We start from the raw sequence: 15,855 nt of genomic DNA on the forward strand, positions 1-15,855 counted from the left end.
TTTTTAAGAATAATGCTTAATTTCTTAATTGATTAATGCTGCCTTTTGTTACCTATAATTTGAGCAAAAATCAATAAAAAATCATCAATATCTTTAGAAGTTGTACAACGTCCTGTTGAAACACGGATCGCACCATTTGATATATGATATCCCATTGCTTCCAAAACTTTGCTTTGTTTTACTTTTCCTGAAGAACAAGCAGAACCTGCTGATACAGAAAATCCCGCTAAATCAAGACCAATTTGCATTGTTTCAGCTTTTATACCCCGTACAGTAAAATAAGTAGTATTTGGCAAACGTTGAACGTTCTTACCAAAAATTATAACATCATGACTAATTTTTAGTAAACCATCTTCCAATTTGTTACGTAAATAGATTAATTTTTTTATTTCTTCTTGAGTAAAACAATTTTCCATTGCTGCTCCAAAAGAAGCAATAAGCGGTAAAGCTTCTGTCCCTCCACGGTGTCCTTTTTCTTGTCCACCAGCAGTAATAAGAGGAGAAGGCATAAGAAGATCTCCACATGAAACAAATGCACCAACCCCTTTAGGTCCTCCAATTTTATGGGCTGATAGTATAAAAAAGTCACCTCCAAAATGATTAATATCAATGGGATATTTATCTATATATTGAACTAAATCAACAATGAGAGTACCTCCAGCATTCCGAACAATAGACGCTATTTCTTGAATGTTTTGGATAACACCAGTTTCGCTATTAGCAGCTTGAATAGCGATAAGCGGTAAACCTTTCGCTTTATCATGTTCTATTAATAAAGATTTTAACTTATCCTGCTGGATCAAACCATGCTGATCAACATCAATTATACTAATCAATTCTTTAGAAAAACGCCCTCCCTCTGCAATGGACGGGTGCTCACTCGCACCAATGTACAGATGCGAAAACTGCACTTCAGACCTTCCAATATGATAAAAAGGTGTCAACAGAGTCATCGCTGCTTCACTAGCACCAGATGTAAATACAACATTATCTGGATTTGCCTTAAGTCTATCAGCAATTTGTCTACGGGATTTCTGTAAAAGTGCTTTAGCAGCACGCCCTTCCGTATGAACAGATGATGGATTACCAAATATCTCTAAAGATTCTAATAATGCCATTCGTGCCATTTTTGTGAGCGGTGTCGTTGCATTATGATCAAGATACCGGCGTTTTACAGCCATTTTAAATCCTAATTATCTATCCCACAAATTGATTTAAAAAAAATAATGCAATTTTCTTGAAAAACGCCTTCAAAAAAGGATATCTAGTAATTAATTAAAGAAAATACCTAAACAAGGTGGATTTTATTGTAAAATTCGACCAAGGTCAATGAAAACATTCATAGCTTTTAAGGAGCATTTAATGCCAGAAATCATTTTTAATGGTCCCACAGGTCGTCTTGAAGGACGTTATCAACCTTCTCAACAAAAAAATGCACCAATTGCGATTGTTCTACATCCTCATCCTCAATTCGGTGGAACAATGAATAATAAAATTGTTTATGATTTATTTTATATGTTTCAACAACGTGGTTTTACTACACTGCGTTTCAATTTTCGTGGCATTGGTCGAAGTCAAGGAGAATTTGATTATGGTATAGGCGAACTTTCAGATGCTGCCGCTGCTCTTGATTGGGTGCAAACACAGCATCCTAATTCTAAAAACTGTTGGGTAGCTGGTTATTCGTTTGGTGCTTGGATTGGAATGCAACTTCTCATGCGCAGACCTGAAATTGAGAGCTTCATATCAGTTGCTCCACAACCAAATATTTATGATTTTTCATTTCTTGCTCCTTGTCCTTCATCCGGCTTAATCATTCACGGTGATATCGACAAAGTCGTGCCTTCGAAAGATGTTCAAAATCTTGTCGATAAACTAAAAATGCAAAAAGGAATTACTATTACACAAGAAATCCTAAAAGGAGCTAACCACTTTTTTAGTGGATATAATGAAGAACTTATTGAACGATGTGGACAATATTTAGATAGGCATATTGCAAGTAACTTATCAACTCTTTCTCCACGTAAAATACCTGCACTTTTAAAATAATAGATTATTTCTTTAATATCTCGAATATCTTTTAAACAATAATTAAACAATAGGATGACGAGCAAGAAAATCGATAACACCTTTTTTATAAACTTTATCTCCAACAGCAAGCATATGATCACGCCCAGGAATTTGTAGTGCCTCACCATGTGGCAATAAAGCCACTAATGGCTCAGCTTCACCACTAATTTCATCTAATGAACCAACTGCAACGAGTGCAGGCTGCTTAATTTTATAAATTTCATGCTCTGTTAATTCTTGTTTTGATGTCATGATGCAAGCAGCAAGAGCACGTCTATCGCTCTTAGTTTGTTCTGCAAATTTACGGAACATCAAACCACGAGGATCAGTAATTGCTGAAACATCTTTTTCTAAAAGAGCTTGAGCAACAGGCTCCCAATCACCCGCCCCCGTTACCATACCAATTCCTAAACCACCAAAAATAACACTATGCACATATGTCGGATACAAAAGAGCCATAAATGCGCTAATTCGAGCTCCCATAGAATATCCCATAACATGAGCCTTGGATAACTCTAAATGTTGAAGCAATTTAACCGCATCACTAGCCATAGCTTGAGGTGTATAAAATAAAGGATCATAGATCTTATCCGAATCACCATGGCCACGATTATCAAAAGCAATAACACGATAGCCTGCCGCAATGAGAGTACGAAACCAACCTGTTGCATACCAATTTATACGCGCAGAAGATCCAAAACCATGAATCAATAAAATAGGAGCACCCTGTCCTTCTTCACAGTAAGCAAAACGCAAACCATCATGTTCAAAAAAGCGAATCTCTTCTGCTGTCATAGTTTATCACTTTCACATTTCTCATAAATAACAGGATGCATCACACATTGACCCTGCTGTATCTTTTTATCAGCAACCTCACCGGCATTAAGTTCTATAGCAAAAACTGCAGGTACTTTTGACGAAATTATATTTTTTGAAAATGGAAGAGTATTTTCAACAATTGAAACAATAACTCCCTTTGAATTTAAAAAAATTATATCTAAAGGTAAAGATGTATGAGACATCCACATAAACATTTCTTGTTTATCTTCTGGCATACTACCAAGAAAATTCTTGAATAACATAGCACGATTACGAGGAAAATCAGTACGATACATCAAACCAGCGCTCGCTTGAGTTTGTAAAAATGCAATCTCTACCTCATAAAAAATCGCATTCTGTTCCGTATTAATTATTAAAAAATTTGGATCAGTAGGAATCTCTATAGGCTTTCCTGCTATAATAGCACTTGAAATATTAGCGCATAAAAATAGAATAAATTGAATAATTTGTTTCCTCTTTAAGAATTTCAAAACTCTTATCCTACATCATTACTATTTTTCTTTAAGATAAATTACACAACTTAAAAAACAGAGATGATATTTTTCCTTAATAACATTAGAAATTTAATTTGTAACAAATGGAAGCGCTATATCAGGATAAATTTCTGCTGTCATCAAGCCCTTTTCCCCCTTACCAAAACGCACAAGGACAACCTGACCAGAACGGAGTTCCGCTAAACCAAAACGACGTAATGTCTCCATATGAATGAAAATATCCTCTGTTCCTTGCCCCCGGCTAAGAAAACCAAATCCTTTTTCGCGATTGAACCACTTAACAATTGCACGCTCTAAACCACTTTCAGGAGTTACCACAACATGTGTACGCACTGGAATTTCTGAAGGATGAGTAGCTGATGAGCAGTCAATAGACTTAACTTGGATACATTTTAGCCCTCTCTCTGTTTGTTTTACAACACAAATAACTTTAGCTCCTTCTAAAGCTGTTTGAAAACCATCTCGCCGCATCACTGTCACATGCAATAATATATCAGGAAGACCGGGAAGATCAGGAATAATAAATCCGTATCCCTTGCTGCCATCAAACCATTTAATGACACCACTAATTTCAATAATTTCACCACAAATATCGAGACCATCTTCAGATGGAGAATAATCTTTTAATGTATCCTTACTTGTCATAACCAAACGTGATCCTGTAGGTTTGAATTCTACAAATTGATTCTTCTGCGTAAGTAAACATTGTAGTTACATTAACAAGCAAGACCAAAGATAAGATTTCCCCATATTGTCGTATCTACTTCGTAATGTCAGCTCATAAATCATAAAATTTCATCCAAGAAGGTTTACACACATAAATAAATATAATGGTAATCTCGAAGACTTTTTGCACACACTCGTACACACTGATCAATTTTATAAGATGTATAACTTGCATGATAATAAAGTTCAAGATAATGTATACAATTTATAATAAAAATTATAACTGACAATAAGGAAAAGTGCGTAATGCAATTGAGAAAGATCCTTACCGTAGCTTTTATAATAAGTGCATTTCTGACAAATGCCTCTGCAGAAAATCCTATTAAAATTGGTGTTTATCTTCCATTAACTGGACAAAATGCGTTTGGAGGAAAACTTGAACTCGATGGTATACAATTAGCACATAAAAAAAATCCAGAAATACTAGGACGCAAAGTTGAGCTGATTGTTATTGATAATAAATCTGATAAAGTAGAATCAGTCAATGCTGTCGCGCATTTAACCGCTAATGACAAAGTTAATGGAATCATTGGAACCTATGGTTCTTCACTGTCATTAGCAGGTGGAGAAGTATCTGAAAAAGCAAAAACACCTACTATCGCAACTTCATCAACAAATGCACTGGTTACACAAGGCAAAAAGTATTATTTTCGTGCATGCTTCACTGACTCTTATCAAGCTATAGGTGCTGCAACTTATGCAACCCAAATTTTACATGCCAAAAAGGCAGCTATCTTAAAAGATATATCTAACGATTATGCAATTGGTCTTGCACGTTACTTTACCAGTTCATTCAAAAAGTTAGGCGGTGAAATTATCTCAAATTTAAATTATAACTCTGGAGACCAAGATTTCTCAGCCGCTCTTATACAAATCATAGCACAAAAACCTGATATCTTATTCATCCCATCTTATTTTGCTGAAGGTGCCATAATTATAAAGCAAGCACGTGAATTGGGGGCAAAATTTCGCATTATGGGTGGAGATGCTATGGATAATCCAGAAACTATTGCCATTGCAGGACTAGCTGCAGAAGGATTTTTGCATACAACACTTCCTTACAATGAAGCTATACCAAACATGTCAAAAGCCGCACAAGAATTTACAAATCAATGGAAAACTGCTTATCCCAATAAACAACCAAATATCAATTCAGTTTTGGGGTACACAGCATATATGATGTTTATGCAAGCCATTGAAAATGCTGGCAGTGCTGATCGTGAGCAAATTACAGCTGAATTGAGTAAATTAAAAGATTTTCAAACCCCTTTTGGAACTATATCCATAGATGAAAATCATAATCCTCAAGTTTCTATTGGTATAATTGAAATAAAAAATGGAAAGCGTATTTATTTACACGAAATACAGTTTACTGACTTACAAAAAACAATGCAAACTAATAAATTGCTCAATTAAAATTATAAGCTTAGTTAATGTATTCCAAGATTAAACTATTTAGAGCTATCATATTTCATATTAATACATAAGGAATAAGAGATGAGCACTGAAATGTTCATTCAATATCTCTTTAATGCGCTGACATTAGGATCACTTTATGGGCTTATTGCAATCGGTTATACCATGGTTTATGGTGTTCTGAGGTTGATTAATTTTGCTCATGGTGATCTCATAATGTTGGGAGCATATTTTTTTTCCTTTTCTACAATTAGCTTTATGCCTACATGGGTTGCTATTTTACTTATATTGTTCTCAGTTTTTATTTATTATTCAATCTTTATTGGATTTCAGAAACAACAAAAAGTTTATTGGATTTCTATCTTTTTTATTCTTGTTTCAGGACTTATTTATTACTCACAAATTTCTCTGCAAGATTTTAAACCCGTTTGGATTTTAGCTATTTGTTTTTCCATTTTTATTACCGGTGCAGTGGGAATTTTTGTTGATCAGTTAGCCTATAAACCTTTGCGTAACGCTCCACGTATTTCAGTGCTTATCAGCGCGATTGGCATTTCTTTTCTTATTGAAAGTCTTGCAATCATGTTTTTTAGCAGCATTCCAAAAGCTGTAAAACAACCAGATTTTCTTGTAACACCAATCTTATGGTCTTTCGGACAGGATGCAAAGAGTATCATTCGAATTGCTCCCATGTCTCTCATCGTTCCTATTGTTTCATTCATTCTTGTTATTATTTTATTATGGATAATCAACAAAACAAAGCCTGGTCTTGCTATGCGTGCAATATCATATGATATTGAAACAACTCGTTTAATGGGTGTTTCTGTTAATAAGATTATTGCATTTACATTTTGTATAGGTTCTGCATTAGGTGCCATAGCGGGTATTATGTGGTCTTTACGTTATCCTCAAATTCATCCTTATATGGGTTTGCTTCCTGGATTAAAAGCTTTTATTGCAGCTGTTATTGGAGGTATAGGCTCAATTCCAGGAGCAATGCTTGGAGGCTTACTATTAGGATTTATTGAAATTATGGTTGTTGCCTTCTCTCCAACTTTATCTGGATATAGAGATGCCTTTGCTTTTATCCTCTTGATTCTTATCTTATTAATAATGCCAACTGGTTTAATGGGTAAGAAAAACCAGGAGAAAATTTAATGACAAAATCATTAAACATTTTTCTATCATTTGTTAGCATTATAATTTTTATTAGCTTTTTATTTTATGCTGATAACTATTTTAATGACTATACACTGCGTATTATTAATCTTATCGCTATCAATGCAATATTAGCAATTTCACTCAATTTGACTTATGGATTTACAGGGATGTTTTCCCTAGGACATGCTGGTTTTATGGCTATTGGTGCTTATGTATGCGCAATTTTTCTTCTCTCTCCTGAACAAAAAGAAATGATGTGGATTTTAGAACCGATAGCTGAACCCTTAAAAAATTTGCAACTATCGTTTTTTGTTTCTGTGATTATAAGCGGATTATCTGCTGCAATTATAGGTTTGCTAATCGCTTTCCCTATTTTACGCCTTGGTGGTGATTATCTTGGAATTGCAACACTAGGCTTTGCAGAAATTATTCGTGTTGTCATTATCAATGCTACACCTTTAACAAATGGTTCATTAGGAATCAAAGGAATACCTCAATATGCTACGTTATGGTGGAATTTTGGGTGGTTAGCATTTACAATAATTTTCATTACTCTTTTATTACAAAGCAATACAGGTAATGTTTTACGTGCTATTCGCGATGATGAAATCGCTGCGAAAATAATGGGAGTAAATACTTTTTTCTATCGCTGTTTTTCTTTTACGGTTGGTGCATTTTTTGCAGGTATTGGTGGTGCATTAACCGCCGCTCTTATTTCAACTATCGATCCCAAAATGTTCAATTTTATCCTAACCTTTAATATTTTAATGATTGTTGTGGCTGGTGGTCTTGGTTCTATTACAGGAAGCGTTATAAGCAGCATTATTATTACAATAATGCTTGAGTGGCTTCGTATCGTTGAAAATCCATTAAATCTAGGCTTTATAAATATTCCGGGATTACCAGGCCTACGAATGGTTATTTTTTCAATTATATTGCTGGCAATTATCTTATACTGGCAAAAAGGGTTATTAGGCCAACGTGAACTTTCATGGAATTGGATTTCCAATCTTTTAATAAGAAGAAATCTTTTCAAAATGAGAAAAAATCATGAATAGTACGATTCTCTCACTCAATAATCTTACAATGCATTTCGGTGGATTAATTGCTGTAAACAATGTTAATATGGCTATTAAACGAGGAACAATTACTGGATTAATTGGTCCAAATGGTGCCGGAAAAACAACTATTTTTAATATGATTTCTGGTTTTTATGCGCCAACAAATGGAGAAATTCTTTTAGATAATAAAAAAATCTGTGGCCTCCCACCTTATACTATCTGCAAGCTCCATATTGCACGAACGTTTCAAAACATACGCCTTTTTTCAGGATTAACAGTCTTACAAAATATTATGGTAGGTGCTCATATTCGACAGAAACAACCATGGTTTAATGCAGCTTTATTATTACCAAGTGCGCTTAAAGAGAAAAGACAAATTCATAACAATGCAATGGAACTTCTTAAAAAGCTTCAGCTTGATCATCTCGCTCATCAAAAAGCAACCACCCTCTCCTATGGAGCACAACGACGCTTAGAAATTGCTCGAGCTTTAGCAACAAAACCAAAACTGCTTCTTCTTGATGAACCCGCAGCCGGTATGAATCCACAAGAAAGCGATGAATTAAGGCAATTTATAGAAAAAATCAAAAAAGAATTTGATCTTACAATCCTTTTGATTGAACATGATATGAAAGTTGTTATGAAGCTTTGTCAATATATTTGTGTATTAGAATATGGTCGTTGTATTGCTAATGGCACACCCAATGAAATACGCAATAATCCTAGAGTTATTAAAGCTTATCTCGGTGAAGATATATCATGAATATTCTTGAAATAAAAAATCTTCATGTTCATTATGGTGCAATTAAAGCTGTTCAAGACCTTTCTATGTCTATAAAAAAAGGCAGTATAGTTACTCTAATTGGAGCAAATGGAGCTGGTAAAAGTAGCACTGTACATTCTATTGTAGGCCTCAATCGATCGATTCACGGAGAAATTATATATAAAGGCAAATCTATCATAAAAAAACAACCGGAAGAAATTTTACGATTAGGTATTGCCTTAACGCCTGAAGGAAGACGTATTATACCTCACTTTACTGTTTTAGAAAATCTTCAGCTAGGCGCTTATATCTGTAATGATAAAACTGTTGTTACTCGCAATATCGAATGGATATTTGATTTATTTCCACGCTTGCGTGAAAGATCTCAGCAACTGAGCGGTACAATGTCAGGCGGTGAACAACAAATGTTAGCCGTAGGTCGCACCCTTATGAGTAATCCCGATATAGTTATATTAGATGAGCCATCTCTCGGTTTAGCGCCCCTTCTCGTACGTGAAATCTTTTCGATTATAAAGAAAATTAATGATATGGGGAAAACTGTTCTTCTTATTGAACAAAATGCATCTGCAGCACTTTCCATTGCTAATTATGCTTATATTTTAGAAGTAGGAAAAATATTATTTCACGATGAAGCTAAAGCTTTGCTTTCCGATCCACGTGTCAAAGATGCATATCTTGGCAATTAAAAATTACAGTGCCTATTCCTTATTATTTAACTCTAATGATTATGAAGTTAATTAAAAGCTTCTTTTTGTTCATAACTCATTAGAAATAGCTTTAAAACGAATAAGTTTCATATATTTAATTGTTATTTATAATTAGTTTTATTAGCATTAAAATTATAAACTATATCTTTTATGTCCACCATTTTTCAGCATTTAATGTTCCTGCTGCTTGTTCTATAATATATGCTATTTTAAAAATCACTTCCTCAGAAAAAGATCTACCTATTAATTGTAATCCTAGAGGCAAACCATCTAATGATAAACCTGCAGGAACAGAAATCCCTGGTAAGCCAGCCATATTAACTGGCACAGTAAAAATATCATTAAGATACATGGCTATTGTATCATTCTTTATTTTTTCATCTGCAATACTAAAAGCGGATGTTGGCGTTGCAGGAGTTAGGATAGCATCAATACCAAGCCCAAAACAATGATCAAAATCACGTTTAATTAAAGTTCGTACTTTCTGAGCTTTAAGATAATAAGCATCATAATACCCCGCAGAGAGAACATAAGTTCCAATCAAAATACGCCGTCTGACTTCATCACCAAAACCAGCTGAACGGGTATTTTCATACATTTCAATGACATCTTTTCCTGGTATACGAAGCCCAAAACGAACACCATCATAACGTGCTAAATTAGAAGATGCTTCAGCAGGAGCTAAAATATAATAAGTAGGCAAAGCATACTTTGTATGAGGTAAAGAAATATCAATAATCTCTGCTCCTGCATCTTTTAGCCAATTCATTCCTTTTTGCCAAAGATCAACAATTTCTTCAGACATCCCTTCAATATAATATTCTTTTGGGATACCAATTTTCATTCCTTTGATCGATTGACCAAGATAGCTTTCATAATCAGGTACTGGTAAATCAACTGAAGTTGAATCCTTACTATCAAAGGAAGCCATTGATTTTAACATAATTGCACAATCACGCACATCTCGTCCAATAGGTCCCGCTTGATCCAGTGATGAGGCATAAGCTATCATCCCCCAACGCGAACACCGACCATAAGTTGGTTTTATCCCTACAGTGCCAGTAAAAGCTGCTGGCTGACGTATTGATCCACCAGTATCAGTTGCTGTTGCTCCCGCACAAAGATGAGCTGCCACAGCAGCAGCAGAACCTCCTGATGAACCACCAGGCACAAGCTTCTCATCTGATTCTTTTTTTCGCCATGGATTAATAGTTGGGCCATAACATGATGTTTTATTAGATGATCCCATAGCAAACTCATCCATATTCAGCTTACCTAACATAACTGCTCCATCTTTCCATAAATTAGCAGTTACAGTTGATTCATATTTTGGTTTAAAACCGTCTAAAATATATGAACAAGCCTGAGTATGTATATCTTGTGTTGCAAAGAGATCCTTAATTCCCAGTGGAATACCTTCTAAAATGCCAGCCTTTCCTTTCGCTAAACGGATATCGGATTCAACTGCCATTTTTGTTGCTTGTTCTGCAGTTATTGCTACATAAGCATTCAGAATTGGATTAGCCAATTCAATTGCTTTCAAATAAGCTTCTGTTAGTTCAATTGCTTTCAAGTCTCCCTTTTTTAAAGCATCACGAGCTTGTGCAATTGTTAAGGTTATCAAATCGGTCATGTTGATTCTCGAGTTTTAAAATATAAAAAATTATTCGACTACTTTTGGAACAAGAAAAAGATTTTCTTCTGCTAAAGGCGCATTTGCTATAATATCCACAACCTTATTACCATCCGTAACCTCATCCTCACGTTTTCGTAACGTCATTGGAATTACTGATGTTAGTGGCTCAACTCCATCAACATCAACTTCGTCAAGTTGTTTTACAAAATCTAAAACGGTATTAAACTCCTCTGTTATACGTTCAACTTCATCATTATGGATAGCAATACGTGCTAATTTTGCCACCCGCTTGACTGTTTTACTCTCAACAGACATATTATACCTTCCTACTTGATTTACTCTAATATTATTAGCCTATTCATTTTTTGGCTATACAAGTCTACATCTATAAGCGCAAGAATATTGATATTTACACCCCAATTTTTATAGCAACTAACGAAAATATTATGATACTCTAAGCATATAAACATGGCCATTATCAGCATAAATGAAGTTATGACACATCTTTCACTTGGGCAGACAATAGCAAGCTTAGATTTGGGTACCAAAACAATTGGAATTGCTATTTCTGATATTAGTTTAACATTTTCAAATCCGCGACCTGTTATTTATCGAAAAAAATTCACATTAGATGCTCTCACGCTTATACAGATTTTTAACAATGAAAATGTAGGGGCTATTATCATTGGCTTACCTCTTAATATGAATGGAAGCAATGGCCCACGTGTTCAAGCAACTAAAACTTTTGTTAGTAATATGGCAACATATACAGAAATTCCTTTTGTTTTTTGGGATGAACGATTATCAACAATCGCTGCAGAACGTCTTCTTTTAGAAATGGATATGTCACGCTCTAAGAGAAAATCACGTATTGATTCAGCTGCTGCTGCTTTCATTTTACAAGGTGCTCTCGATAGAATTAAGACTCTGCCATCAAACAGTAGGATAGAGAATATCTAATAATTGCGTTGGATTATATCGTGCAATCAACATACCATAAGATGATCTCCATTGTCCTCCAAGACGGCTTTCCATGTAAGCATTTACAATATATTCTACTTCTGTATAACGTAACGCAGCACTAGCAGATGCATATGCCATCTGCTCAACAAAAAACCTACCAGCTCCCTCATTCGTTGAAGCCATATTCACAGCGGATTTAATAATCTCAATCGCTCGTGGACCAGCTTGTCCAATATCAGCTGCAATTTTTTCTAATAATTGCTGAAATAATCCAGGTGCTTTATCTCCTATAAGAATTGCATCCCTTACCAATTGATTCATACCACTATTTTTAACTATTCGTGCAGGACTATCACGCAATATTTGCAACAAGGGATTACTATCCGTAAAACTCTCTATACCAACCTGCGCAATAATTTCACCAACAATTGGAATCACTAATTGACTAACATGACAAGCAATAATAGGTGTCATAATTCTTGCAAAAGCTGCCTCAGAACGATTATCTACAGCATTATCAAATGCTCGGGCTAAACGCATAACCAATGCTTGCGAAGCAGCTATATCAAGTGCAATATCAGCAAAAATACGCTCTGTTAATGGTGGAAAGGGTTGATTTGGCATTTTCTTCCGAAGAAAATCTATACTAAATTGAAGTGCAGACCGCAAAACACCTGCAGATATTATAGCTTGATCGAAACGCATCATCGTTTCGATATCCTTAATCACCTTAGCCCCTTCTCCTACGTTACCCAAAAGCCAACCACAACAACCTCGGAATTCAATAACTCCCTCTGGAGCTGAACATTCTCCAGACCGCTGAATTAAATAACGAATTAATATAGTACCATTTAATAAGCCATTTTCTTGCAACCGTGGAATTAAAAAGCAGCTTAAAAGGCCATCTATCTCTGCGCTTACAATATATCCGTCAGCCATCGGATTAACAACATTGGTTTTTATAATGTTTAAACGGTATAGATCACGCCCCATTTTCTCATCAAAAGAAATCCTTTGAACAGCTGGAAAATTGAAAGTATATTTCTCACTTTCCTCAATATTATCAAAAGCACAAGTCAGTGAGGCGCCTGTTTTATTATCAATAGGCTTAGAAGATAAATCATACTGACGTGATAAAAGTGCATCTTGCCATTTTTTAAATAGTTCAATATCACCAATTAAAACTGCAATAGCAGCACTTGCTACAGTGATCTCATTCAAATGTCCTGTTTCCAAACCGGCCAATAAAGCCAAGCGAATAGCACGCGCCTGATAACGTACTCCATTCTCTGAAGTCGCACTTTCCCAAAGCGAAGAAACTAAACCTGCTTGTCTAGAATACCTCTGAAGATTATGATAAGAAGGATGAATATCTAATTCTTCTTTTGACTGTTTCCATCGATTATTATAGTGCAACCGGGGCCGGTGGCTGTTAGCTAAACGTGCAAGATCCCACGCCTCATCACTAGCCACAAAAGTTCCTATTTCCTCAAAGCTTGCCAACAAGGAAGTAGGTAAAGTAGACGCAATACGAAACATAAGCGTATCACTAAGAAATGCATTTTTTCGCTGTAAATTCTGCGTGAATACAACATTCATATAGTATATTCCTATTATTAGAATCACTCACATCATAGACTATTTGCCTTTTTACAGCTAAAAACATTTATTATATTTAAACAAATGCTGATTTACGCTCTTTAGAGATCTATAGAAAAGAATACTATGACTCATAATACTACTTTTCCAATTTTTCCTCACCGACATCTTTTAGGGATTAAACACCTCACTGTACAAGACCTTAATATATTACTTGATCGCGCAGATGAGAACGTACTTCTTTCCAAGAAAATTAATAAAAAACAATCTATATTGCATGGGTATACACAAATTAATCTCTTCTTTGAAGCTTCCACAAGAACTCAATCTTCGTTTGAATTAGCTGGCAAACGATTAGGGGCAGACGTGATGAACATGGCTATTAGTAATTCGTCTGTAAAAAAAGGAGAAACATTAATTGACACAGCCACAACTCTTAATGCTATGAAACCTGATATACTCGTTGTTCGCCATAGCTGTGCTGGAACTGCAGCGCTTTTAGCACAAAAAGTTGATTGTTGCGTAGTTAATGCAGGTGATGGTGCACATGAACACCCAACACAAGCTTTATTAGATGCTCTAACCATTAGAAGAATAAAAGGTCATATTGAAGGATTAACTGTCGCAATTTGTGGTGATATTTTACATTCACGCGTCGCCCGTTCTAATATTATCAGCCTCAATGCTTTAGGAGCTCGTATTCGTGCTGTTGCCCCATCAACACTTCTCCCTCCTGGAATCTCAAATATGAGTGTTGAAGTATTTAATACAATGAAAGAAGGTCTAAAAGGTGCTGATGTTATCGTGATGCTACGCTTACAACGCGAGCGTATGACAAGTGCTTTTATCCCTTCTATTCGTGAATATTTCCATTATTTTGGTTTGCATAAAGAAAATTTAGCGTATGCTAAAAATGATTGCATTATCATGCACCCTGGCCCAATAAACCGTGGTGTAGAAATTGCTTCTGATATAGCAGATAGTACACAAAGTATGATTCACACACAAGTAGAAATGGGTATTGCTGTGCGCATGGCGGTCATGGAGGCTTTATTAGATTTGCGCCATAACTGGAGTAAAGAAAAGAAATGACAAAACCAATAGTTTTTCAAAACGCCCGCATTGTTGATCCTTCACGCGCAATTGATGAAATCGGTACAGTTATCATTGAAAATGGACTGATTGTAGCCGCTGGAAAAGAAGCTTTGAATCAAGGAATACCAGAAGGAGCAGAAACCATTGATGCACAAGATAAAGCAATTTTTCCTGGACTTGTTGATGCTCAAGTCTTTATCGGAGAACCAGGAGCTGAATACCCTGAAACTATTGCTTCAGCAAGCCAATCTGCAGCAGCCGGTGGTATTACCTCATTTCTTATGATGCCTGATACACAGACGATAATTGATAATGTAGCTCTTATTAAATTTATTACATGCACAGCGCATGAAACGTCATTAGTTAATATTTATCCAGTTGCTGCTATCACGCAAGGTCTGCAAGGACAAAAAATCACTGAATTTGGTTTATTGAAAGATGCAGGAGCAGTTGCCTTTAGTGAAGGAAAAAAGACACTCCAAAATTCAGCTGTGATGCGGCGGGCAATGATTTATGCACGTGATTTCGATATTGCATTGATTCATGAAACACAAGACCACGATCTTTCTGATCAAGGCGTTATGAATGAAGGTTTATTAGCGAGTTGGCTTGGTTTTTCTGGAATTCCGCGTGAGGCAGAAGTCATTCCACTCGAAAGAGACTTACGGCTAGCTATTCTAACACAAACACGTTACCACGCAGCACAGATATCGACAGCTATGTCTGCTGACGCTATTCGTTTAGCAAAACAAAATAGTGAAAAAATTTCAGCTGGTGTATCTATTAATCACTTATCTTTAAATGAAAATGATATTGGTGAATATCGTACTTTTTTCCGCTTAATGCCCCCATTACGTGCAGAAGAAGATCGTATAGCAATGATTAAAGCAATAAAAGATAGGACAATAGATATTATTTCTTCTTCTCACAATCCTCAAAGCATTGATAGAAAACGCTTGCCATTTCAAGAGGCTGCGCCAGGTGCTATTGGTATGGAAACTTTATTAAGTGCGGCTTTACGCCTTTATCACAATGAAACTGTACCTCTTTTACGATTAGTTGAACTTTTATCAACAGCACCTGCAAAACTCTTTGGTCTCAATGCTGGAACGCTTATGAAAGGCGCTCATGCAGATCTTATTTTGGTTGATTTAGATGAGCCATGGGTCTTATCTGTAGATACGCTACATTCACGTTCAAAAAATACTCCCTTCGAAAATGCTCGTTTTCAGGGACGTGTTCTTCAAACTTTTGTAAAGGGACAATCAGTATTTAAAATTAATCAGCAAAGCAAATGAGATTC

At 35.6% G+C, this 15,855-nt stretch carries 16 protein-coding genes; 9 read left to right on the plus strand and 7 right to left on the minus strand.

The features are described from left to right. Positions 1 to 32: 32 nt before the first annotated feature. Positions 33 to 1,181 (minus strand): cysteine desulfurase family protein, encoded by a 1,149-nt coding sequence (locus O99_RS01395; RefSeq protein ID WP_035005873.1) that lies wholly within the window; start codon positions 1,179 to 1,181, stop codon positions 33 to 35. Positions 1,182 to 1,362: 181 nt separating this feature from the next. Here O99_RS01395 and O99_RS01400 point away from each other — a divergent pair, with 181 nt between their 5' ends. Beyond that, entirely contained in the window at positions 1,363 to 2,049 is a 687-nt protein-coding gene (locus O99_RS01400) for an alpha/beta hydrolase (protein WP_035005875.1), read from the plus strand. Between the two features lie 42 nt (positions 2,050 to 2,091). Here the strand turns inward: O99_RS01400 and O99_RS01405 are convergent, their stop codons facing one another. From O99_RS01405 to O99_RS01415, 3 genes are all read right to left on the minus strand, one after another. Beyond that, positions 2,092 to 2,865 (minus strand): alpha/beta fold hydrolase, encoded by a 774-nt coding sequence (locus tag O99_RS01405; protein ID WP_035005876.1) that lies wholly within the window; start codon positions 2,863 to 2,865, stop codon positions 2,092 to 2,094. Further along, the gene (locus O99_RS01410) at positions 2,862 to 3,380 is read right to left on the minus strand and encodes a DUF192 domain-containing protein (RefSeq protein ID WP_235692185.1); all 519 of its coding nucleotides are present in this window, start codon (positions 3,378 to 3,380) and stop codon (positions 2,862 to 2,864) included. The genes O99_RS01405 and O99_RS01410 overlap by 4 nt, the downstream gene beginning before the upstream one ends. A 93-nt stretch (positions 3,381 to 3,473) precedes the next feature. Beyond that, complete coding sequence (locus O99_RS01415) at positions 3,474 to 4,049, minus strand: cold-shock protein (protein WP_035005879.1); 576 nt, start codon at positions 4,047 to 4,049, stop codon at positions 3,474 to 3,476. Between the two features lie 327 nt (positions 4,050 to 4,376). Between O99_RS01415 and O99_RS01420 the strand changes: the two genes are divergently transcribed. The 5 genes from O99_RS01420 (at position 4,377) to O99_RS01440 (ending at position 9,238) form a co-directional block, all read left to right on the plus strand. Beyond that, a complete protein-coding gene (locus O99_RS01420; protein ID WP_035005880.1) occupies positions 4,377 to 5,546 on the plus strand; it encodes an ABC transporter substrate-binding protein in 1,170 nt (389 codons plus the stop codon). An 81-nt stretch (positions 5,547 to 5,627) separates the two neighbouring features. Then, entirely contained in the window at positions 5,628 to 6,704 is a 1,077-nt protein-coding gene (locus tag O99_RS01425) for a branched-chain amino acid ABC transporter permease (protein WP_035005881.1), read from the plus strand. Continuing rightward, positions 6,704 to 7,765, plus strand: a complete 1,062-nt coding sequence (locus O99_RS01430) for a branched-chain amino acid ABC transporter permease (RefSeq protein ID WP_035005882.1) — start codon at positions 6,704 to 6,706, stop codon at positions 7,763 to 7,765. The genes O99_RS01425 and O99_RS01430 overlap by 1 nt, the downstream gene beginning before the upstream one ends. Further along, positions 7,758 to 8,531 carry an ABC transporter ATP-binding protein gene (locus tag O99_RS01435; RefSeq protein WP_035005883.1) on the plus strand — a complete coding sequence of 258 codons (774 nt, stop codon included), beginning with the start codon at positions 7,758 to 7,760 and terminating at the stop codon, positions 8,529 to 8,531. The genes O99_RS01430 and O99_RS01435 overlap by 8 nt, the downstream gene beginning before the upstream one ends. Next, positions 8,528 to 9,238: an ABC transporter ATP-binding protein gene (locus O99_RS01440; RefSeq protein WP_035005884.1), complete on the plus strand. Its 711-nt coding sequence runs from the start codon at positions 8,528 to 8,530 to the stop codon at positions 9,236 to 9,238. The genes O99_RS01435 and O99_RS01440 overlap by 4 nt, the downstream gene beginning before the upstream one ends. Positions 9,239 to 9,407: 169 nt before the next feature. On the opposite strand, the gene gatA is transcribed toward O99_RS01440, so the two are convergent. Together gatA and gatC are read right to left on the minus strand one after the other, a co-directional pair. Continuing rightward, positions 9,408 to 10,892, minus strand: a complete 1,485-nt coding sequence (gatA, locus tag O99_RS01445; RefSeq protein WP_035005886.1) for an Asp-tRNA(Asn)/Glu-tRNA(Gln) amidotransferase subunit GatA — start codon at positions 10,890 to 10,892, stop codon at positions 9,408 to 9,410. 30 nt (positions 10,893 to 10,922) lie between these two features. Beyond that, positions 10,923 to 11,210, minus strand: coding sequence for an Asp-tRNA(Asn)/Glu-tRNA(Gln) amidotransferase subunit GatC (gene gatC / locus O99_RS01450; RefSeq protein ID WP_035005887.1), 288 nt, complete (start codon positions 11,208 to 11,210; stop codon positions 10,923 to 10,925). A gap of 153 nt (positions 11,211 to 11,363) precedes the next feature. Here gatC and ruvX point away from each other — a divergent pair, with 153 nt between their 5' ends. Beyond that, on the plus strand, positions 11,364 to 11,855 hold the full coding sequence (ruvX, locus tag O99_RS01455; RefSeq protein ID WP_035005889.1) for a Holliday junction resolvase RuvX: 492 nt from the start codon (positions 11,364 to 11,366) through the stop codon (positions 11,853 to 11,855). Here ruvX and O99_RS01460 read toward each other — a convergent pair. After that, the gene (locus O99_RS01460; protein ID WP_035005890.1) at positions 11,829 to 13,457 is read right to left on the minus strand and encodes an acyl-CoA dehydrogenase family protein; all 1,629 of its coding nucleotides are present in this window, start codon (positions 13,455 to 13,457) and stop codon (positions 11,829 to 11,831) included. The genes ruvX and O99_RS01460 overlap by 27 nt on opposite strands. 126 nt (positions 13,458 to 13,583) lie before the next feature. On the opposite strand from O99_RS01460, the gene O99_RS01465 reads away from it, so the two are divergent. Together O99_RS01465 and O99_RS01470 are read left to right on the plus strand one after the other, a co-directional pair. Next, the gene (locus O99_RS01465) at positions 13,584 to 14,549 is read left to right on the plus strand and encodes an aspartate carbamoyltransferase catalytic subunit (RefSeq protein WP_035005892.1); all 966 of its coding nucleotides are present in this window, start codon (positions 13,584 to 13,586) and stop codon (positions 14,547 to 14,549) included. After that, positions 14,546 to 15,850, plus strand: coding sequence for a dihydroorotase (locus O99_RS01470; protein WP_035005894.1), 1,305 nt, complete (start codon positions 14,546 to 14,548; stop codon positions 15,848 to 15,850). The genes O99_RS01465 and O99_RS01470 overlap by 4 nt, the downstream gene beginning before the upstream one ends. The last annotated feature ends 5 nt before the right edge of the window (positions 15,851 to 15,855 follow it).

Origin of the sequence: Bartonella rochalimae ATCC BAA-1498, assembly GCF_000706645.1 — a bacterium.
Taxonomy (GTDB): domain Bacteria; phylum Pseudomonadota; class Alphaproteobacteria; order Rhizobiales; family Rhizobiaceae; genus Bartonella; species Bartonella rochalimae.